Origin of the sequence: Nonlabens tegetincola, assembly GCF_002117085.1 — a bacterium.
In the GTDB taxonomy this organism is placed as follows: domain Bacteria; phylum Bacteroidota; class Bacteroidia; order Flavobacteriales; family Flavobacteriaceae; genus Nonlabens; species Nonlabens tegetincola.
In genome coordinates, this window is record NZ_CP019342.1 from 2,264,093 (window position 1) to 2,284,016 (window position 19,924).

The following is a 19,924-nucleotide window of genomic DNA, read 5'->3' on the forward strand; positions in this document are numbered from 1 at the left end:
TTACTTCTTTAGTATTCTATAACTGAAACCAGCACTTAGTAAAATATTTTGATCGGCTGCGGTTGAGTTGAATCCTGTTCCTACCGTAACATCTAGCTGTAAATTATTATTCACTAAATAAGTACAACCAGCATCCCATAAGTGATATGCTGTAGTGTCTTCTGGAAAAGCACCATATAATTCTATATAAGCTCCAAATTTTTGTGTAATATCAAATCCATAAGCGACAGTATATAAATATTCTATAGACCGATTATCTGCCACCCTAGCTCCTAAATTATAGGCTATGCTAGTGCTGTTAGAAAGTGTATGATCAAAAGAAAAAATCATTTCCATCCCAGTTTGTTCCGGTTTAAATTCGGTTACTGCTGTAAAGGGCAGCCGAAGGTGAGTCATCAAACCTATTTGAGGAATCCAACCGTTTTCATCGGTAATTTCAATTTTCCCTCCTATCAATAAAGGAGTGAAACCAGTAGCATCAGACAGTTCTATACCTTGTGAAATAAGGCGTTCATTTTGATAATCCCAACCCAATCGCAATTCAAAATTATCACTAAGTCCATAACGTAATAGACCTGTGTTAAAGACAAATCGCTTTACATTAAAATCATCATCACCATTTTCAGTAAATAAAGCACCTGTTTCTATTTGAAAATTACCCTTACCTACAGTGTAAGGTGATTCTGTAGCATCTGGTCTGTCAGTGATCAAGGTTTCTGATACTGAGACTGTTTCTTGTGCTAAAACTGGTAAAGCACATATTAGTAAAAGGCTCAAAATTATTTGCTTCATCCTTCTGTTTTGACCAGTAATTTATCTGCTATTTGTTTTGAGATATGAAGTTCCTTATCATCTGCCAACAAACTACAGGATAAATCAAAAACCTCTCTATCAACAACCTTAAGCACACTTCCTAGTTTTATATGATGTTTATCTAGGTATTGAAGAAATTCAGTTGACGAATCTCTTATACCTGTGAGTCTAGAATTCTTATTTAAAGCTAGCTGGGACAAAGGAATTTGTTCCCTATGTTCCATTACACCATTGGAATCTGGAATAGGATCGCCATGTGGATCGTGCTTAGGAAAACCTAAATGAGCATCTAGTTGATTAATCAATTTTTGAGATTGAATATGTTCGAGTTGTTCTGCTATTTCGTGTACTTCATCCCAGTTAAAATTGAGCTTTTCAACTAAAAACAATTCCCATAAACGGTGTTTCCTTATAATTTGAATAGCACACTTAAAACCATCCTCGGTAAGTCTAGATCCCTTGTAGGGAACATACTGTGCTAGGTTTTTATCGGCTAACTTTTTAAGCATATCAGTTACAGAGGATGCCTTAGTATCCATGCGTGCCGCAATATCATTAGTTGCAACGAGGTCCTTACCTTTCTGTAAATGATAGATAGCTTTAATATAATTTTCTTCGCTTACTGAATGCATGATTCAAAATTAAACATAATATTTGTTACGTATAAATAAATTTTTAGACTTAACTAAAAATTTAAGAAAATTAATCAAATGGAGTATAGATTATGAATAGAGGCAAGATCATTTCTTTATCCAAGCAGGAATCAGGAGAAATTCTTCTTGAGAAATCAAACAACAACAGTTCAAGACATTTTTTATTCTACCACATTATGGGATGGTTATCCTTGTTTTTAAAAAAATCGTACGAACCAACCGATCATATTTTAATAACGAAAAACCAGTGTATCTGTACCTACAATGATAATTCATCTTTCAGAAAAGATTCTCTAGTATAAAGGCTTTATCCTACAACCCTATAGATTCTTCCTTATGCCTTGCAACAAATCATCAACAAATGAAAATACCTTTAAAAGTTTATTGCATAAGCTATGAAGAATCCCGACTGATTAAAAAAAAGGTTGCTTACATCAATTCTAATTGGATAAATACTTCTTTGGAGTAGTACCGTATTTCTTTTTAAAAGCACTTATAAAGTGACTCGCAGTAGAATACCCAACCTTGAGTCCTACTTCATTTACATTATACTGCCCACTATCAAGCAATTGTCTGGCGTACTCCATTTTATGATCCAGGGCAAATCCATAAACAGTTTCACCATAAACCTCTTTAAATCCTTCCTTTAATTTCTTAAGAGATAAACCTATTTCAAGTGCCAGGTCTTGTAAGGATGGCAAATCAGTCATGCGCTCTAGAACAATATCTTTGGCCTTTTTAATCTTTTTCATGTTCTCCTCATCTGCCAGAAAAGGACAAGCGTCAACATTGGCATCTTCTTCCCTATTAAAATAAAGAGACAACAATTCATAAGCCTTACCCTTGAAATATAATTTTTTGATAGCGTCGTTAAGATTGTAATTCATGAGTTGATGAAGTACAACCGCCATTGAAGGACTTATTTTATCATCAACGTAATACTTCTTATCTGCGTTTTCGGGACTCAAAAAGCTTACGTGTTCAGCATCTGGAGAAAATAATGAGTGAAATTTTTTAATAGAAACTAATACAGAAATGAACCAACTAGAAGGAGCTATTTTAAGATCCATAGGTAATCCTCGTGAAGGATTATAGAGCATGTATGAATTTTGCTCCAACAAATTAAGCTTATAACTACCATTATTAAAAGCCATTTCTACCTTACCCTTTAGGCAAAAATGAAATTGTAAAAAGCTTTGATCAACCTCATAATTGAAACCTGTGTTGTTATCAGTATCATTTTTGATTCTAATTACATTAAATCCGTCTTCAATTCTTGTAACCTCGCGGGCACCTATGGCGATATTTTCCATAATAGCTTATTTATATTCACTCTAAATAATAGATGATACGCTTTCGCGAAAGCGTACTCATAACAGTACTTGCCTATACAAGAAGCAAGATTTTAGCAAAAATAACATATAGCGTAGAAAAACGAACTTGTAGCGTTATTTTTCTTTTAAGGACCACAATAACTTTGCGACACTTCCTTAACAAGGGTATGCATTCAGGTAACAACAAACATTTTTCTTTTTACGCAATTGGAATTAGCTATAAAAAAGCTGATGCTGAAATGCGTGGAACATTCTCATTATCAGAAGATGCAACTAGCAATCTTCTTAATGAGGCAAAAAGAGATGGTATCCCATCGCTAGTGGTAATATCCACATGTAACAGGACCGAGTTGTATGGATTTGCCCAACATCCTTTTCAACTTATAAGATTGTTATGTGAGCACAGTCATGGAACTGTAGAAGACTTTCAAAAGATTGCCTATGTTCACAAAAACGAAAAAGCTTGTGAGCATCTGTTTAATGTAGGAACTGGATTGGACAGTCAAATTCTAGGAGATTTTGAAATTATAGGCCAGCTCAAAATTGCCTTTAAAAAATCAAAAGCTATCAAACTGGTTAACCCGTATATGGAAAGATTGGTTAACGCAGTGATACAAGCTAGTAAACGTATTAAGACCGAGACGCAAATAAGCAGTGGTGCAACATCGGTAAGTTTTGCTAGCGTACAGTACATCCTAGAAAATTATCAAGTTAATAATGAGAAGAACATCTTGCTATTCGGTACTGGAAAAATAGGTCGTAATACATGTGAGAATCTCGTTAAACACACCTCAAATAAAAAGATTACCTTAATCAATAGAACTAAGGAAAAAGCAGAAAAAATAGCTGGTAAATTTGATCTAATTGTTAAGGATTATGCTCAACTTGAAGAAGAGATTGCGCAATCAGACATTCTTATAGTGGCAACCGGCGCACAAAACCCAACCGTTTCTAAAAATCTGATTTGTACGACGAGACCCTTACTTATCATGGACCTATCTATTCCTAAAAATGTGAATGAGGACGTGAAGGAATTAGAAAACGTACAACTAGTGCACCTAGATGAATTATCACAAATGACTAATCAAACCCTAGCCAGACGTGAGAAATTCATTCCACAAGCGCTAGCCATTATTGAAGAAATTCATACCGAATTCAAAATCTGGCAAGAATCAAGAAAATTTGCTCCTACCATGCAAGCGCTTAAGGCTAAGCTCACTAAAATGAAGGAAGCCGAAATTAAAAGCAATCGCAGTAAAATAAATAACTTTGATCAGGATCAAGTAGATTTTATCGCAGATAAAATTATTCAAAAAATTGCCGGACATTTTGCCAATCACCTGCGGGATGAGAATGAAAGCACAGATGAAGCCATAGACATGCTTAATAAAGTCTTTAAGCTTTCTGACAAAGTAGCTTCTTAAAAACACATACCTGTAACTTTCTTTTACATCAACATTAAACCAGTCGCATGTCACAAACCATCATCATAGGAACACGAGATAGCGAGCTTGCCTTATGGCAAGCTACTACAGTCCAAAAGGAATTAGAAAATTTAGGCTATCAAACCGAGTTGCGACCAGTTAAATCTCAAGGTGATCTCAATTTGAGTGAACCTTTGTATGAAATGGGAATCACAGGCATCTTTACAAAAACATTAGATATCGCTCTTGTTAATGGAGAGATTGATATTGCTGTTCACAGTTTAAAAGATGTTCCTACCCAATTACCTAAAGGCATGATACAGGCAGCTGTGCTGCCACGAGCATCTCACAAGGATATACTAGTCTATAAAGAAAATTTCAATCCAGACGATTCTATCACCATTGCTACAGGAAGTTTAAGACGCAAATCACAATGGCTAGACATGTATTCTCATCATAATGTCGTTGACTTAAGAGGTAACGTTAATACCAGATTAGAAAAACTTTACACTAATAAAGATTGGAGTGCAGCAATATTTGCCAAAGCCGGTTTAGACAGAATCGGGTTACTTAAAAAGATAAAGGCTAACTATGGTTTTGAATACACAGATTTAGACAGCTTTATTCCAGCACCTGCACAAGGAGCGATGATGGTAGCAGCCATGTCCAAGAACACTTATGCTGTTGAAGCATCGGCGCGACTTAATGATAAAAACACTCAATACTGTGTAGATGTAGAGCGCGCATTTCTTAGAGAACTAGAAGGCGGTTGTTCCGCTCCTATTGGTGCACTCGCGCATATTTCTGACAACACATTAACTTTTAAAGGCTGTCTATTAAGTCTAGATGGACGCACTCGATTTGATACAAATACTTCGATAGATTTAAAATCGGAAATGAATCATGAGGATTATATCGCTTTCGCGAAAGCGCAATCACAAAAAATTCTTGAAAACGGTGGAGCATCCTTAATGGCAGAAATTAAGAAAGAATTGAAATAAGTGGTATTTTTAATCAAAATATTTAAGTATTAAAAGTAATGGCCATAGCACCACCTTTCAACCTGAATAATTGGATAGAAGATAATCGCGATTTACTCAAACCACCAGTAGGAAATAAAAATCTATATACTGAATCTGGTGATTACATAGTCATGATTGTAGCTGGACCCAACGCTAGAAAAGATTATCATTACAATGAAACTGAGGAACTTTTTTATCAATTGGAAGGCCAAATAGAAGTTCATATTCAGGAAGACGGTAAGAAAAGAACAATGAAATTAGGACCAGGTGATATGTATTTACATCCTGCAAAGGTTCCTCATTCACCCGTACGACATGAAAATTCTTTAGGACTGGTCATCGAGCGCAAAAGGGTAAGTGAAGATGCAGTCGATGGGTTATTATGGTTTTGTGACAATTGTAATCACAAGCTTCATGAAACCTACTTTAAATTAGATGATATAGAAAAAGATTTTTTACCTAGATTCAAACAATTTTATGGTAGTGAAGAAATGCGTACTTGTAACAATTGCGGTACTACCATGCCTACAGATCCTAGATTTGTTGATTAAATCTTTCTTATTTTTCCTTTTTTAAAAAGTACCTTTACAAATAAACTATTTTCATGACACTGCTTATCATATATGCAATAGGTTCAATACTATTCTCCTTCTTATGCTCAATACTAGAGGCTGTTTTATTAAGTATTTCACCTACCTTTATTAAGGTTAAAGAACAAGAAGGTGCAGCTTTTGTAAAAGATCTTAAGCAGCTTAAAGATGATGTGGACAAACCTTTGATTGCTATTTTAACCTTAAATACATTAGCACACACAGTTGGTGCTATTATGGTTGGTGTACAAGCTGAGGCTCTTGTCGATGAAGGATATAGAGACAATGTTCTGGGAATTCCACTTGTAGGTGTTATATCGGCATTAATGACGGTTCTTATACTTGTGCTGTCTGAAATTATACCTAAAACGATAGGTGCTACTTACTGGCAAGGACTGACGGGTTTTACAACTCGTACTTTAAAAATAATGGTAGCCATCTTAAAGTATACAGGGATATTATGGATGTTACAACTTACTACAAAAGCCATTGGTAAAAGTGCTCATATAAGCACCATGACAAGAGAAGAGTTTGTAGCACTTACAGAAACAGCTGAACAAGAAGGTGTTTTTGAAAAGACCGAAGGACAATACATCAAGAGTTTAATGAACTTTAATCAAATCGAGGTTAAAGACATCATGACACCTAGGTCAGTTATGTTTATGGCGGCACAAAGCACTCCTATCAAAGAGTTTTTTGAAAAAAACCAAGATCTAAGATTTTCGCGTATTCCTATATTCAATAAAAATAGAGATGATATAATTGGTTACGTGTTAAAAGATCACATACTCGCTGATATTATTCACGACAAACCTGCTGAAACTCTAGGAGATTTGAAAAGAGAAATCGCTATGGTACCAGCCTCTTTGCCTATTCCTCAATTATTTGAAAAAATGATAGCCACTAAAGAGCACATAGCTCTTGTGGTAGATGATTATGGTAGTGTTCAAGGTCTAGCCACTATGGAAGATGTTATCGAGACTATGTTGGGTCTAGAAATTATGGATGAAAGTGACAACATAGAGGACATGCAACAATTAGCACGTAAAAACTGGGAAAAACGTCAAAAGAACAAATAACCTACTTCTGTAATTTTTCTAAAATTTCTTTATAGGTAAGTGTATTGTTTCGGTTCTTTTTAAGATATTCCTCAACTTTATCCATTATTTGATTTGAGGACCCTAATTCAATGAACAACTGCTTATCATTTTCCCAATTCTCGTAATTACCTACACGAGTAGATAATTGACCTGATAATTCTGAAAAGGCTCTAATTTTTTTATAACCAGTAGTTGACTTTACCTTTTTAAGCTCTTCTAGCAAATCTTTATAAGTAAGAGATTCAACATTTTTACCACCTACAGTCATCTTAGAAAGTAATTTTGAAAAATTTCTAAGAGTCCCAAAGAACTGTGCATCAAATCCATCAATCCCACATGGCTCTAGCTTGATTATAGCGTCTTTTACTACTTGCTCATTTTGAAACGTCCCATCTGATAAAAAAGTAAGTTTATCATCTAGAAAATCTAACTCACATTGTGCTTGAGAATTAGTGTCTTGAGCAGTTATGAACGACGTAGTAAATAATGTAATGAAAAGGGTAAAAAAAAGATGCCTCATAATATGATAACGATACAAGTTGCAAAGTTCGCATATTACAAGGCAAAATAGATGCCAAAATGAAACTTAATTAAGCAGTTTCAATAACATTTATGGTAACCTGGTCAAGAGCTTGACCAATATCCCAAATAAGATCTTCATAATTTTCAACACCTACAGAGATTCGAATTAATGCATCAGTTACACCTATAGCTTCTAAATGCGCTTCATCTACCCCAGCATGAGTCATCGTTTTTGGGTGTTCTGCAAGACTCTCTGTACCACCTAAGGAAACAGCCAATTTTACTAGCTGCAAGGAATTTAGAAATTTAAAAGCCTCTTTTTCACCACCTTTAATTTTAAAACTTACCATGGCACCAGGACCAGAACATTGTTGCTTGTAAATACGATGATTTTCCGTTCCTTCCTCTAGCAGTCCTAGATACTTAATACTTGCTACTTTATCATGTTGAGAAAGGAATTCTGCTACTTTAATTGCATTTTCCTGCATTGCCTCCATCCGGATTTTAAGTGTTTCTAAACTACGTAACAACATCCATCCAGTATGTGGTGAGGCCATATTCCCTAAAAAGGTACGCAAGGTTTTAACTCTCACCATATTTTCAGCATTACCCAAAACAGCACCAGCAATTAAATCACTGTGTCCGCCTATGTACTTAGTAGCACTATACATTACAAGATCTGCTCCATGTTTTAATGGGTGCTGCCATAAAGGTCCCATATAGGTATTATCCACAGCAATAGTAACAGGTTTCTCATCGGTCACAAAACGATCGGCTACTCTACGACACATTTCTATATCAATCAATGAATTAGTAGGATTTGCCGGAGTTTCAAGATGCATGTGGGCAAAAGTCGATGCGTGACCTGTTTCTTCAATCGCTTTTACAAGATCTTCTTCACTCATTTCGGAAGTAAATCCTAAAGTATGCACACCAATTTTTGGCAAGAAATGATTAATAAAATGATCTGTTCCTCCATAAGTTGGTGAACTATGTACTAATAGGTCTCCTGGTTTTAAAAACTCTAATAAAACAGTTGAAATAGCACTCATACCACTTTCAAAGACTGCACAATCATCGGCACCATCCCACAATCTCAAGCGATTTTCTAGTATTTCAAGATCAGGATTATTTATACGGCTGTAAATAAGCCCCATTTCTTCACCAGGTAGCTTTTCTCTTTTTCCATAAGCCAATTCAAAATAGGCTTTACCTTCTTCTGCGCTTTTGAAAACAAAGGTTGAAGTAAGAAAAATGGGACATTTTATAGCTCCTTCAGAAAGTTCTGGTTTGTAGCCATATGACATCATTAAACTTTCTGGTTTCATAGATTTATTCATGGTTGTAGGCTGTTTAAAAATAGTGGCTAAATGTAACAAAATTCTCAACTATAACGATATAGTGCCATGATAGCTTTTGAAAATATTTTCTTACACGTTAACAAAGATTTAAGGCTTTTGTTTATTTTTATACCTCAACCCAAAAAACTTTACCAATTATGTCGTACAGTGCAAAACCTAAATTATGGTTCTGGATTTTAGCAATCATCTTTTTATTATGGAACTTAATAGGAGTTGGATTCTTCATGGGAGAACTCCTTAAACCGGATATCATGTATGCCGACTTTACCGATGAAGTAATGGAATATGTTGAAAACAGGCCTTGGTGGTTCATGATCAATTATGGTATTGCAACCATTGTAAGCTTCTTAGCTTGTGTAATGTTATTATTTAAAAGTAAAATCGCAGTACCTCTATCAGTAATAGGCTTAGTAGGAATCGTGATAAGTACGATTTATTTTTTCACATCTGGAATTACTCAAGTGATCACAGGAGCAGAACAAGGTTTCACGATTTTTATACTTTTAATGGGTATTTTTCTGTGGCTTTTTGCTCGCAGTTCTCGTAAAAAAGGATGGCTTAGATAAGATATTCCTTTGCCACTTTAAACGTATTCGTATGTGCGTTTACTATGTGTTTAATCTCAGGAGAATATCCACCACCCATACTACACTGGACAGGGATTTTGGCAAAGTTCCTGTCTAATTTTTTTATAGCTGTAGTTGATAATTCCGCTTTCGCGAAAGCAGAAAAAGCAATTTCATCGCGCTTTTTACAACCTTCTTGAGACAAAGAAAGTCTTCCTAACTTATCGGTCTCAACCACATCCACACCACAGAGGTAAAAAATAAAATCAGGTTTTACCGTATTGATCAAATCGGGTAAGGTTTTTTGTAGAAGTTCCAAATATTCTCGATCACCCGTTCCATCGGGCAAGGCGATGTCCAGATCGCTTTCTTCCTTTTTAAAAGGGTAGTTGCCGGCACCATGCATGGAAAAAGTAAAAACACTATCATCTTCCCTAAAAATTTGGGCCGTACCATTACCTTGATGAACATCTAGATCAACTATAAGAATTTTTTGAGCATAACCCTTATTCTGAAGATACCTTGCAGCTATCGCTTGATCGTTTAGTAAACAAAATGCTTCCCCATGATCTGTGTAGGCATGATGTGTTCCTCCTGCGATATTCATTGCAACTCCATTTTTAATAGCATGCAAGCAACCTTCAATAGTTCCTTGTGCTATAAGTAATTCTCGATGAACCAATTCTTCACTTAGAGGAAATCCCAACTTGCGTGCTGCTCTACGTTCTAAATTTAGCGTTATTAAATCATTGTAATACGTAATTGTATGAACCCGTAACACATCGTCCACTTTACATTTCTTTGATGGTTCAAAAAAATCAGTAGCTGTAGCTACTCCTTCATGAATTAGTTGTTGCGGTAACAACTCATATTTAATCATGGGAAATCTATGACCATCTGGCAATGGGTGCTTGTAAATGGGATGAAAGGCTATAGGAAACAAGTATCTCGTGAATTACAGGATTAAATCAAATTCAAAAATAAAGGGATGAACTTTTGTTGTAGTTTATCTTTGTAAAAATTTAGCGTTATGAAAAATATTATAGGCCTTTTACTAATTACTCTTTTACTTTTTTCATGTAAAGAAGAACCTAAGAATGAGGAGCAACTTCAATTAGAATCAAGAATTGAAACTTATGATTCACTTATGAAAGAGGCTATTAAAGCACACGATGTTATCATGCCAGACATGGGAAGATTACTTTCTTTAAAAAAGAAACTAGAAGCTCAAAAAATAGAAGGTGATCAGGCAATGGAAATTGAGAATGTTCAAATGGATCTCCAAAAAGCTTATGATGACATGTTTACTTGGATGGAAGATTACAGTTCTAAGTTTCCTTACGGTGAACCATCACCTTCTACAGCAAAAGAGTTAAATAAAAAAATGCCCATTCTAGAAGAAGAAGTAAAAGAAATCAAAGAACTTAAGGATTTCACTTTACAAACTATAGAAAAAGCTGAAATCCTATTACAGAAATAGATTTAAAGACCATACATTTTTAATAGAGCTAGCAATAATTGCTAGCTCTATTTGTTTTCAAAATACAGATTTCCTAAAAACCATTCAAAATCAACATGTTTTAGACTGAATTACACTTGTAGTTTTGTCATTATCTTTAGGCATGCAAAAAACTATTCTTTATTTTGTTTTGGGGCTGGTTATGACTAGCTGCGCAACGATTAAAAATGTATCAAACAAACAAGTAAATCAAGTACTAGACGACTGGCATGATGCAGCTGCTAGGGCCGATTATGAGACTTACTTTTCATTAATGACACAAAATGCTGTTTTTATAGGTACAGACGCTACAGAAAACTGGTCAAGGACGGAATTTGAAGCTTTTTCAAAACCTTATTTTGATCGTGGTAAAGCATGGTCCTTTACACCGCTTGAACGTAATATTTATACGAAGAACGGCATCACTTATTTTGACGAGTTATTAGAAACTCAAATGGGTATTTGTAGAGGCAGCGGTGTATTGTTTTTAGAAAACAATCAACTCAAAATAGCACATTATGTTCTCTCTATAGCTGTGCCTAATGAAAATGTAAAATCTCTCACTCAACTTAAAAAAGATTGGGATCAACAGTATATCTCAAAACTTAAAAACTAATACCATCAAAGTACCTCAAATGAAAATGAAAACAATTTTTGTGTGCTTACTATTGCTAGTAGGCGTTACCGTTCATGCTCAAAAGAAATCACTCACTCATAACGATTATGATTTATGGAAAAGCGGTCGCAATGTTCAAATATCAAATAACGGTAACATAATCGTATATAGTGCTGTCACAACTACCGGTGCTGGTGACGGATATCTACAAATTCATCATATAAACGACAACACAAGCAAGCAATTTTTTAATGGTGTGTCACCTGTGATTTCAAAAGATGAGAAATTTGTTTTCTTCCTAAAAAAACCAGCTTACGATATAACTAGAAAAGAGAAAAAAGATAAGGTTAAAAAAAATGAGCAGTCCAAAAACGTCTTCATGGTTTACGAGGTTGCTACTGGTAGAATAATTGATTCTGTCACCAGAGTTAATAAATTCAATACGGTTAAGGATGTAGAAGATTTTGTAATCATAGAGCACTACAAAGACTTAAAACCCGAAAAGAAAGAAGAGACCAAGCCTGCTACGCCTGAAAATGAGTCTAAGCGAGAAAAAAGACGCAGGTTGCGACGTGAAAAAAAAGAAGGTGTTTTACCAGCGGTTACTCCTAGTTTACCACCGTATGAAAAAGAAGATTATTTGATAATATATCAACCTAGCACAAAAAGAAGAGATACTATTTCTAATATTAAAGATTACACCTTATCAAAGAAAAGTAGCAATTTCATTTTTTCAGTAAAGCAGTCCAAAAAAGAGAAAGATAACGGAGTTTATTTGTGGAATGGTGATACCAAAAAGGTAGATACATTATTACAAAGCGCATGGAGATATTCTAATTTAAGTATCGATGAAAAAGGTGAACAAATAGCCTACCATGTTGCCATGGATAGCGCACACAAAGACTCGCTTCATTATGAACTATTTTATCAAAAAAACAGTCTTGCAACTACTCAACAATTGGGTTATGGCAGTAACACCATTAAAGAAGATTGGCGTTTAACTTCAAAAAGGGCCAGATTTTCTGAAGACGGAACAAGACTTTTCTTTTACAGTCAGCCTAAAATTGAATACACAATAGACACAACTCTATTGAAAGAAGAATTGCCTGATGTTGACGTATGGACCTACAAGGATCGATTAACCCAACCAGAACAAAAAGTTAGATTCTCTTCTTTAAAAAACAAAAGCGCTACTACCGTTTTTAATACAGAAGACAATAGATTCATCCCGTTCAACAATTATGAATGGAGTGATCCTATAATGGATCGAGATCTTAATTCGAGATATGCGTTATTCGCAGATAACACCAAATATGATATTGAAAGATCATGGGAATACCCATGGCGCAGCGACTATTACTTACTTGACATACAAACTGGTAGGTTTGCTCAAACTTTAGCAAACTCAGGAAGCAGACCCATCTTAAACCCAGCATCTAATCATGTTGTCTATTATAATTATGATACAGAGGACTGGCATAGTATAAATCTAGAAACTAACATCGGGCGCAACCTAACTAAATTCTTGAAAGTGAAATTTAGTAATGAAGATGACGACCATCCTGCTCCAGTTGCTTCAAATGGTTATGGAGGATTTGATAAAGATGGTAACTTCTATGTTTATGATAAGTACGATATCTGGAAATTGGATCCAACTGGTAGGCAACAACCCATAAAAATTACACCCGATGGTCGCGAGAAAAAAATAACATATCGACTTAATCGAATGGATAGAGACAAGGTCAATCATGTTACTCTTATAGATGGTAAATTTTTAGTTTCTGTTTTTGATCACAAGACTAAAGAAAGCTCCATTTCATTACTAGGTAATAATAATTTACAACCCTTATTGGAAGAAAGTGATTATGCCATTAACGCTTTCGCGAAAGCGAAAAACACCAACGCCTTACTTTACACAAAAGGCAATTTCAAAACATACCCAGACTACTACGTTTTCATAGATGGAAAAAGTGAAAAGATATCCAATCTAAATCCACAACAATCAGATTTTAAATGGGGTACTGTGGAATTATTTACTTGGAACGCCTATGATGGAACTCCATTAGAAGGATTATTATATAAACCTGAAGATTTTGACCCAAACAAGAAGTATCCTTTAATTGTTTATTTCTATGAGAAATACTCAGATCGTTTACACAGTTATCGATCTCCTCAACCTAGTGCAAGTACTGTAAATTTCAGCTATTTGGTGAGTAATGACTACCTAGTTTTTGTTCCAGACATTGTTTACAAGGATGGTTATCCTGGACAAAGTGCCTATAACTGTATAGTTTCCGGTACTGAAGCTTTAGAGAAAACGGGTTATGTAGATTCAAAAGCCATGGCACTTCAAGGTCAAAGTTGGGGTGGATATCAAACAGCCTATTTAGTGACTAAAACCAATAAATACGCTGCTGCTATGGCAGGTGCTCCCGTATCAAATATGACAAGTGCTTATGGAGGAATAAGATGGGGCAGCGGACTGAGTCGTGCTTTCCAATATGAACGCACGCAGTCCAGATTAGGAAAAAATTTGTGGGATGGATTTGACTTATATGTAGAGAACTCGCCATTATTTAGTGTACCTAAAATTGAAACACCTTTATTAATGATGCATAATGATGAAGATGGTGCCGTTCCATATTACCAAGGTATTGAAATGTTTATGGCCATGAGAAGGTTGAATAAGCCAGCCTGGTTACTTGTATATAATCAAGAAGCTCACAACCTCAGAAAAACAAAGAATCGCCGTGATTTATCTGTAAGAATGATGCAGTTTTTTGATCATTATCTTAAAAATGAACCAGCTCCTGAATGGATGACTAAAGGATTATCCCGTTTAAAGAAAGGCAAGCAACTAGGCTACGAATTAAATAACGAATAATGTCTATACATTTGATCGAGTAATAGAGTTAAAGTTCGTCAAAAGATTAATATCACTCGATAAAATGCATTTTTAATGTATAATGTGATACTTTTTTGATATTCCATCACTATTTTGCTATCCCTTAAAAAAATATTAAAGTTTAATGAAAAAATTTATTATCCTTTTCATCATGTTGTTTTGCAGCACGATGGCCTTTTCTCAATTAGGTAGTGATGCTCCATGGATGAAGGAACTACAACTACATAAGAAAGATGGTTCCATTACTTTAAAAGATATCAAACTCGCTGGAGATGCCTACTGGCAAACACATGACAAAAACAAAAAAGGTAGTGGTTATAAACCATATATGAGATGGCTCAATCAAATGGAAGCATTTGTTAAACCTGATGGGACCTTGCAATCAAGCAAGGAAATAATGGATCAATTAAATGCAATATCGGTGGCAAAATCAACCATGATGGATGAATCCAATTGGGTTCCTGCTGGACCATTTAATTATACTAATACAGGTTCTTGGTCTGCTGGACAAGGTAGAGTAAATACCATAAAAGTTGACCCTAACAATCCTAGCACCTATTACATAGGAGCTCCAAATGGTGGAATATGGAAATCTACTGACGCTGGTATAAATTGGACACCATTATCGGACTTCATAGGACGTATAGGTGTAAGTGCTATTGAAATAGACCCTAATAATTCTAATATTATTTACATAGGAACAGGTGATGACGATGCTGGTGATAGTCCGAGTATAGGAATGCTTAAATCTACTGATGGCGGATTGACCTTTAATCCTACTGGACTTGTTTTTGCTGGTAACTCTAGAAACATTTCAGAAATTTATGTAGATCCTAATGACTCTAATAAGCTATTTATTTCTGCAAATAATGGATTTTACAGGTCTACAAATGGTGGACAAACAGTAGTGAGAACTTTTCAAGGTAATGTAAAGGATATAAAATTAAATCATGCCGATTCTAATATAATTTACCTAGCTACAGATGAGTCTTTTTACAGATCGACTGATAATGGGGTAACTTTCACTTCGGTTACTGCTGGTCTTCCATTGCCTAATAACGTAGGTCGTATAGTTATCGGTGTTACACCTGCAAATAGCAACTATGTATACTTACTATATGCACAAGGAGATATGAGTTTTGGTGGTATTTATAGATCAACCAATGGAGGTTCATCATTCACAAGACGTGATAATGGCTCAACTGATATTTTAGAAAGTTCACAAGCCTGGTTTGATCTTGCTCTTGAGGTTTCAGAAACTGATCCTAATTCTATATACACTGGCTGTTTAAATGTTTGGAAATCAACAACAGGTGGTTCTTCATTTTTTAAAATCAATGATTGGAACAACCCAACAGGAGCTGCTTACACTCATGCTGATATTCATCAAATACGTCAATTTGGAAACGAACTATTTGTTTGTTCTGATGGTGGTATCTATAAATCTACTGATACAGCAGTAACCTTCACTGATTTGACTGGTAGTGCTCAAATAAGCCAATTTTATAGGATTGCAGTAAGTCCAGCTAACAGTGCCGATATGATCGGTGGATTACAAGATAACGGAGGTTTTACAAGAACAAATAATGCGTGGAGCAATTACTATGGTGCCGATGGAATGGACACCGGAATTAATCCTCAAAACCCCAATATAAGATATGGGTTTACTCAAAACGGTGGCGGATTGTATTTTACAACTAATGGAATTTCTAATGCTGGATCCATTGGTGGCCCAGAAGGTGGTAATTGGATTACACCATTAAAAACTGCTAGTGATGGAACTATTTATGCAGGATACAGCAGGTTATACACTGTGGATCCTTCAAGTGGTTTTACTCCTGTTTCATCTTCCTTTGGTAGCAAAATAGATGTGATAGAAATTGATCCATCAAACAATAATAGAATATATGTAGGTGTAAATACTAGACTGTTTCGTAGTGACGATGCTGGATCAACCTTTAACCTTGTCTATACCGATTCCAGTAACATCCAAGCTATTGAAGTGAGTAATACTGATAGTAATGTTGTTTATATTACCACTAGTGGAATTAATGGTAGAGTTTTGAAGAGCACCAATCTAGGTGTAAGTTTTACTAACATTACAGCAAACTTACCTTTCCTAGGTAAAAACACACTAGCTCACCAACCTTTAAGCGCTAATGACGCGTTGTACGTAGGTTGTACTGTAGGTATTTATAGACTTACCAATTCAAGCAACCAGTGGGAACCATTCATGAATAATTTACCTAATTCCAATATAAGAGATCTAGAGATTAATGCAGTTGATAATACACTGACTGCGGCAACCTATGGTAGAGGAATATGGCAAACTGCAGTTACCGTTGTTCAAGCACAAGACGACGCTAGTATACAAAATGCGGCCTTATTAAGTGGCAGTACTATAAGCTGTAGTAGTGATGATGTAGATGTAACCGTGAGAAACAATGGTCAGAATATTATATCAACACTAGACATCAATTATACTATAAACAATGGAGCTGTAGTTTCACAAACGCTAAATACAAATATTCCAGCAGGTAGCAGTTCTACGTTTACTCTTTCAGGAATACCTTTTACCATTGGTGACAATGAATTAAATATACAGATTGTTGCACCCAATGATCAATTTCCAGGTAATAACAACTATAACCTAAATATTATAAGAAATCAAAACTCGGTAGGAAATGATATATATTCCTTTGCTAGCAGGGACTTCTTAACAGAAAATGCCGATGGGTCTAGCCCTTTATGGGAACGTGGTGTGCCTGCAGGAAGCGTATTAAATAACGCTGGTCCAGGAAACGATTCAAACGTGTATGCAACTAACTTAGATGGAGATCATGGAAACAATACTATTGCTTATTTATATAGCGGTTGTTATGATTTAACGTCAATGAGAAATCCGGTAGTTCAATTTGATATGGCTTTTTCTATTGAATTAAACTGGGATTTATTATACATGCAATATTCAGTAGATGGAGGAATAAGCTGGTCTGTACTAGGAACAGCAAGTGATCCTAACTGGTACAACAGCAGTAGATCACCTAATGGTCAAAATTGCTTTAATTGTGTAGGAGCACAATGGACTGGTTTTTCAACAACGCTTTCAACATACAGCTACAATCTTGCAGCCCTAAGCAATGAAAACAGCATTATATTTAGATTTGTTTACCATTCTGACCAATTTGAAACAGAAGAAGGTGCCGTAATTGATAATTTTGTGGTAACAGGAACATTATCAAATGAAAACAATACTCTTGAAAATGCTTTTACGATTTATCCTAATCCTAGCAAAGGAGCTTTCAATTTAAGATGGAATAATGAGCAATCTTTTGATTATTCTATTTATGACCTCAGCGGTAAACTTATTCAATCACAATTCAACAACACAGGAACCGATCATAAAATTGATTTGAATAACGTGAGTCAAGGGTTGTATTTGATAAAAATAGCTACAAAAGACAGTGTTATCACTCAAAAACTTTTAATAGAATAATTTTCTCAAACTTGGATTATCAATTAAAAAAGCATCTCTTCAACGAGATGCTTTTTTGTTATTATCTTAGGGCAAAAATTTAACCATGAGAAACTTTTTTCTATTCTTGATTATAGGATTTTTCGCTTTCGCGGAAGCGAGCTGTCAAGAAAACTACGTAAAAGAAAATTACGACAAAACTACCTACCAAATCCCGATGCGTGATGGTGTGAAACTATATACTGTAGTTTATAGTCCAAAAGACACCAGTCAAGATTACCCAATCATGATGCAACGTACTTGTTATAGTGTAAGACCGTACGAAGAAGGTAAATACAAACGCAGTCTAGGACCTAACCCATATATGATGAAGGAAGGCTACATTTTTGTGTATCAAGACGTAAGAGGAAGATGGATGAGTGAAGGAGAATTTGACAACATGCGACCACATGTACCAGGAAATGACCCTAAGAATAAAAATGACATAGATGAAAGCTCTGATACGTATGACACAATAGAATGGTTACTTAAAAATCTTAAAAACCATAATGGTAAAGTCGGGCAATGGGGAATTTCATATCCAGGTTTTTATACCGCAGCTGCCCTACCAGAAGCTCACCCAGCTCTTGTAGCTAGCTCACCACAAGCACCTATTGGAGATTTCTTCTTTGACGATTTTCATCATATGGGAGCAACATTACAATCTTATTTAATGGCTTATCCCGTATTTGGACATCAAACTGAAGAACCAACTACTCAAAGCTGGTACAATGATAAATGGAATAAACTGAGGGAAAGAGGTGGAATGAACGATTCATACACCTTTAATATGAATATAGGACCGCTTTCAACGGTAACTGATAGTATATATCCAGATAACTTCTTTTGGAATGATGTGGCCACACATCCTAACTATGACGAATTCTGGCAAAAAAGAGCCATTATAAATCATTTAGATAACGTCGATCATGCTGTAATGACAGTTGGTGGATGGTTTGATGCCGAGGATTTATACGGTCCACTCAATATATATAAGAACGTAGAACAGCGCAACCCTAACAATCCTAACAACATGATTGTAATGGGACCATGGAGCCATGGTGACTGGTCTAGAGAGCGTGGTAAACAAATGGTTAATCACATTCACTTCGGTGATAGTATTTCTGACTTTTACCAAAAAAACATCGAGAAACCATTTTTTGATTATCATTTAAAAGGTAAGTCAAACCCTAATTTGCCAGAAGCTTACATGTTTGACACTGGTAAAAAGGAATGGAAACAATTTGCGCAATGGCCACCAAGAGATGGAAAAATCACTTTAGGTTTTCAGGAAAATGGCAAATTGGTGATCAACCCTAAAAGCACTTCGCAAGCTCAATTTTCCTACATAAGTGATCCTAACAAGCCTGTCCCATTCAGAAGTGAGATTAAACCCGTTACATTTACTCCTAGGGCTTATATGACAGATGATCAACGTCATGCTAGTTTTAGACCAGATGTTCTTACTTTCAAAACTGACATTCTAGACGAGGATTTAACCTTGAGTGGAGAAATCCTTGCCAAATTGGATGTTATTCTTAAAGGAATTAATGATGCCGATTTTATTGTTAAACTAATCGATGTTTACCCTACTAACATGGAAAATGGAGAACACACTCCTGATCATATCTCACTTGCAGGATATCAACAACTGGTAAGAGCTGAGACATTTAGAGGAAGATTTAGAAATAATTTTGCACAACCAGAAGCATTTAAAGAAGGTCAAGAGGAAGAGGTAAACTTTCCTTTACAAGATATTTTACACACATTTAAAAAAGGTCACCGCGTTATGATACAAATACACAGCACTTGGTTCCCTTACATCGATCGCAATCCACAAAAGTATGTTGAGAATATTTTTGAAGCAAAACAAGAAGATTTCACTACAGGTACAATAATTATAAAAGGCTCAAGTACAGTTGAAATTGGAGAAAATGATGGTATTGAACAAAAGTTACCTCAAACAAAGATGTAATAAACTTTAAACGACAATTTTACCACATTGT

At 35.3% G+C, this 19,924-nt stretch carries 16 protein-coding genes; 10 read left to right on the plus strand and 6 right to left on the minus strand.

Annotated elements, in window-relative coordinates; translation table 11 throughout:
• From BST91_RS10485 to BST91_RS10495, 3 genes are all read right to left on the minus strand, one after another.
• Nucleotides 1-792: a transporter gene (locus tag BST91_RS10485; protein WP_085775353.1), complete on the minus strand. Its 792-nt coding sequence runs from the start codon at nt 790-792 to the stop codon at nt 1-3.
• Complete coding sequence (locus tag BST91_RS10490) at nt 789-1,445, minus strand: metal-dependent transcriptional regulator (RefSeq protein WP_060523620.1); 657 nt, start codon at nt 1,443-1,445, stop codon at nt 789-791. The genes BST91_RS10485 and BST91_RS10490 overlap by 4 nt, the downstream gene beginning before the upstream one ends.
• Before the next feature lie 461 nt (nt 1,446-1,906).
• On the minus strand, nt 1,907-2,779 hold the full coding sequence (locus tag BST91_RS10495) for a helix-turn-helix transcriptional regulator (RefSeq protein WP_042277104.1): 873 nt from the start codon (nt 2,777-2,779) through the stop codon (nt 1,907-1,909).
• Between the two features lie 188 nt (nt 2,780-2,967).
• On the opposite strand from BST91_RS10495, the gene hemA reads away from it, so the two are divergent.
• The 4 genes from hemA to BST91_RS10515 are packed head-to-tail and all read left to right on the plus strand — an operon-like array spanning nt 2,968 to nt 6,915.
• Nucleotides 2,968-4,224: a glutamyl-tRNA reductase gene (gene hemA, locus BST91_RS10500; RefSeq protein ID WP_060523619.1), complete on the plus strand. Its 1,257-nt coding sequence runs from the start codon at nt 2,968-2,970 to the stop codon at nt 4,222-4,224.
• A gap of 47 nt (nt 4,225-4,271) precedes the next feature.
• On the plus strand, nt 4,272-5,225 hold the full coding sequence (hemC, locus tag BST91_RS10505) for a hydroxymethylbilane synthase (RefSeq protein ID WP_085775354.1): 954 nt from the start codon (nt 4,272-4,274) through the stop codon (nt 5,223-5,225).
• 38 nt (nt 5,226-5,263) lie between these two features.
• Nucleotides 5,264-5,797, plus strand: coding sequence for a 3-hydroxyanthranilate 3,4-dioxygenase (locus BST91_RS10510; protein WP_060523618.1), 534 nt, complete (start codon nt 5,264-5,266; stop codon nt 5,795-5,797).
• A gap of 53 nt (nt 5,798-5,850) precedes the next feature.
• Nucleotides 5,851-6,915, plus strand: coding sequence for a CNNM domain-containing protein (locus BST91_RS10515; RefSeq protein WP_042277093.1), 1,065 nt, complete (start codon nt 5,851-5,853; stop codon nt 6,913-6,915).
• A 1-nt stretch (nt 6,916) separates the two neighbouring features.
• Here BST91_RS10515 and BST91_RS10520 read toward each other — a convergent pair whose 3' ends face one another.
• Nucleotides 6,917-7,456 carry a hypothetical protein gene (locus BST91_RS10520; protein WP_060523617.1) on the minus strand — a complete coding sequence of 180 codons (540 nt, stop codon included), beginning with the start codon at nt 7,454-7,456 and terminating at the stop codon, nt 6,917-6,919.
• A gap of 70 nt (nt 7,457-7,526) precedes the next feature.
• A complete protein-coding gene (locus BST91_RS10525) occupies nt 7,527-8,798 on the minus strand; it encodes a cystathionine gamma-synthase family protein (RefSeq protein ID WP_085775355.1) in 1,272 nt (423 codons plus the stop codon).
• Nucleotides 8,799-8,956: 158 nt separating this feature from the next.
• Here BST91_RS10525 and BST91_RS10530 point away from each other — a divergent pair, with 158 nt between their 5' ends.
• Nucleotides 8,957-9,385, plus strand: coding sequence for a hypothetical protein (locus tag BST91_RS10530; protein ID WP_042277085.1), 429 nt, complete (start codon nt 8,957-8,959; stop codon nt 9,383-9,385).
• On the opposite strand, the gene BST91_RS10535 is transcribed toward BST91_RS10530, so the two are convergent.
• Nucleotides 9,378-10,328 (minus strand): histone deacetylase family protein, encoded by a 951-nt coding sequence (locus BST91_RS10535; protein ID WP_157546953.1) that lies wholly within the window; start codon nt 10,326-10,328, stop codon nt 9,378-9,380. The genes BST91_RS10530 and BST91_RS10535 overlap by 8 nt on opposite strands.
• Before the next feature lie 87 nt (nt 10,329-10,415).
• Here BST91_RS10535 and BST91_RS10540 point away from each other — a divergent pair, with 87 nt between their 5' ends.
• The 5 genes from BST91_RS10540 to BST91_RS10560 all read left to right on the plus strand — a co-directional run bounded on the left by BST91_RS10540 (nt 10,416) and on the right by BST91_RS10560 (nt 19,893).
• Nucleotides 10,416-10,865, plus strand: a complete 450-nt coding sequence (locus tag BST91_RS10540; RefSeq protein WP_085775356.1) for a hypothetical protein — start codon at nt 10,416-10,418, stop codon at nt 10,863-10,865.
• Nucleotides 10,866-11,007: 142 nt separating this feature from the next.
• Nucleotides 11,008-11,499: a nuclear transport factor 2 family protein gene (locus BST91_RS10545; protein ID WP_085775357.1), complete on the plus strand. Its 492-nt coding sequence runs from the start codon at nt 11,008-11,010 to the stop codon at nt 11,497-11,499.
• A 25-nt stretch (nt 11,500-11,524) separates the two neighbouring features.
• On the plus strand, nt 11,525-14,383 hold the full coding sequence (locus tag BST91_RS10550) for an alpha/beta hydrolase family protein (protein ID WP_211280396.1): 2,859 nt from the start codon (nt 11,525-11,527) through the stop codon (nt 14,381-14,383).
• 145 nt (nt 14,384-14,528) lie between these two features.
• Nucleotides 14,529-17,900: a T9SS type A sorting domain-containing protein gene (locus BST91_RS10555; protein WP_085775359.1), complete on the plus strand. Its 3,372-nt coding sequence runs from the start codon at nt 14,529-14,531 to the stop codon at nt 17,898-17,900.
• A gap of 85 nt (nt 17,901-17,985) precedes the next feature.
• Complete coding sequence (locus BST91_RS10560) at nt 17,986-19,893, plus strand: CocE/NonD family hydrolase (RefSeq protein ID WP_085775360.1); 1,908 nt, start codon at nt 17,986-17,988, stop codon at nt 19,891-19,893.
• The last annotated feature ends 31 nt before the right edge of the window (nt 19,894-19,924 follow it).

Bases quoted from the DNA above. Each gene is read 5' to 3' on its own strand.
- BST91_RS10485 (WP_085775353.1), bottom strand. From the start codon at position 792: ATGAAGCAAATAATTTTGAGCCTTTTACTAATATGTGCTTTACCAGTT.
- BST91_RS10490 (WP_060523620.1), bottom strand. From the start codon at position 1,445: ATGCATTCAGTAAGCGAAGAAAATTATATTAAAGCTATCTATCATTTA.
- BST91_RS10495 (WP_042277104.1), bottom strand. From the start codon at position 2,779: ATGGAAAATATCGCCATAGGTGCCCGCGAGGTTACAAGAATTGAAGAC.
- hemA (WP_060523619.1), top strand. From the start codon at position 2,968: ATGCATTCAGGTAACAACAAACATTTTTCTTTTTACGCAATTGGAATT.
- hemC (WP_085775354.1), top strand. From the start codon at position 4,272: ATGTCACAAACCATCATCATAGGAACACGAGATAGCGAGCTTGCCTTA.
- BST91_RS10510 (WP_060523618.1), top strand. From the start codon at position 5,264: ATGGCCATAGCACCACCTTTCAACCTGAATAATTGGATAGAAGATAAT.
- BST91_RS10515 (WP_042277093.1), top strand. From the start codon at position 5,851: ATGACACTGCTTATCATATATGCAATAGGTTCAATACTATTCTCCTTC.
- BST91_RS10520 (WP_060523617.1), bottom strand. From the start codon at position 7,456: ATGAGGCATCTTTTTTTTACCCTTTTCATTACATTATTTACTACGTCG.
- BST91_RS10525 (WP_085775355.1), bottom strand. From the start codon at position 8,798: ATGAATAAATCTATGAAACCAGAAAGTTTAATGATGTCATATGGCTAC.
- BST91_RS10530 (WP_042277085.1), top strand. From the start codon at position 8,957: ATGTCGTACAGTGCAAAACCTAAATTATGGTTCTGGATTTTAGCAATC.
- BST91_RS10540 (WP_085775356.1), top strand. From the start codon at position 10,416: ATGAAAAATATTATAGGCCTTTTACTAATTACTCTTTTACTTTTTTCA.
- BST91_RS10545 (WP_085775357.1), top strand. From the start codon at position 11,008: ATGCAAAAAACTATTCTTTATTTTGTTTTGGGGCTGGTTATGACTAGC.
- BST91_RS10550 (WP_211280396.1), top strand. From the start codon at position 11,525: ATGAAAACAATTTTTGTGTGCTTACTATTGCTAGTAGGCGTTACCGTT.
- BST91_RS10555 (WP_085775359.1), top strand. From the start codon at position 14,529: ATGAAAAAATTTATTATCCTTTTCATCATGTTGTTTTGCAGCACGATG.
- BST91_RS10560 (WP_085775360.1), top strand. From the start codon at position 17,986: ATGAGAAACTTTTTTCTATTCTTGATTATAGGATTTTTCGCTTTCGCG.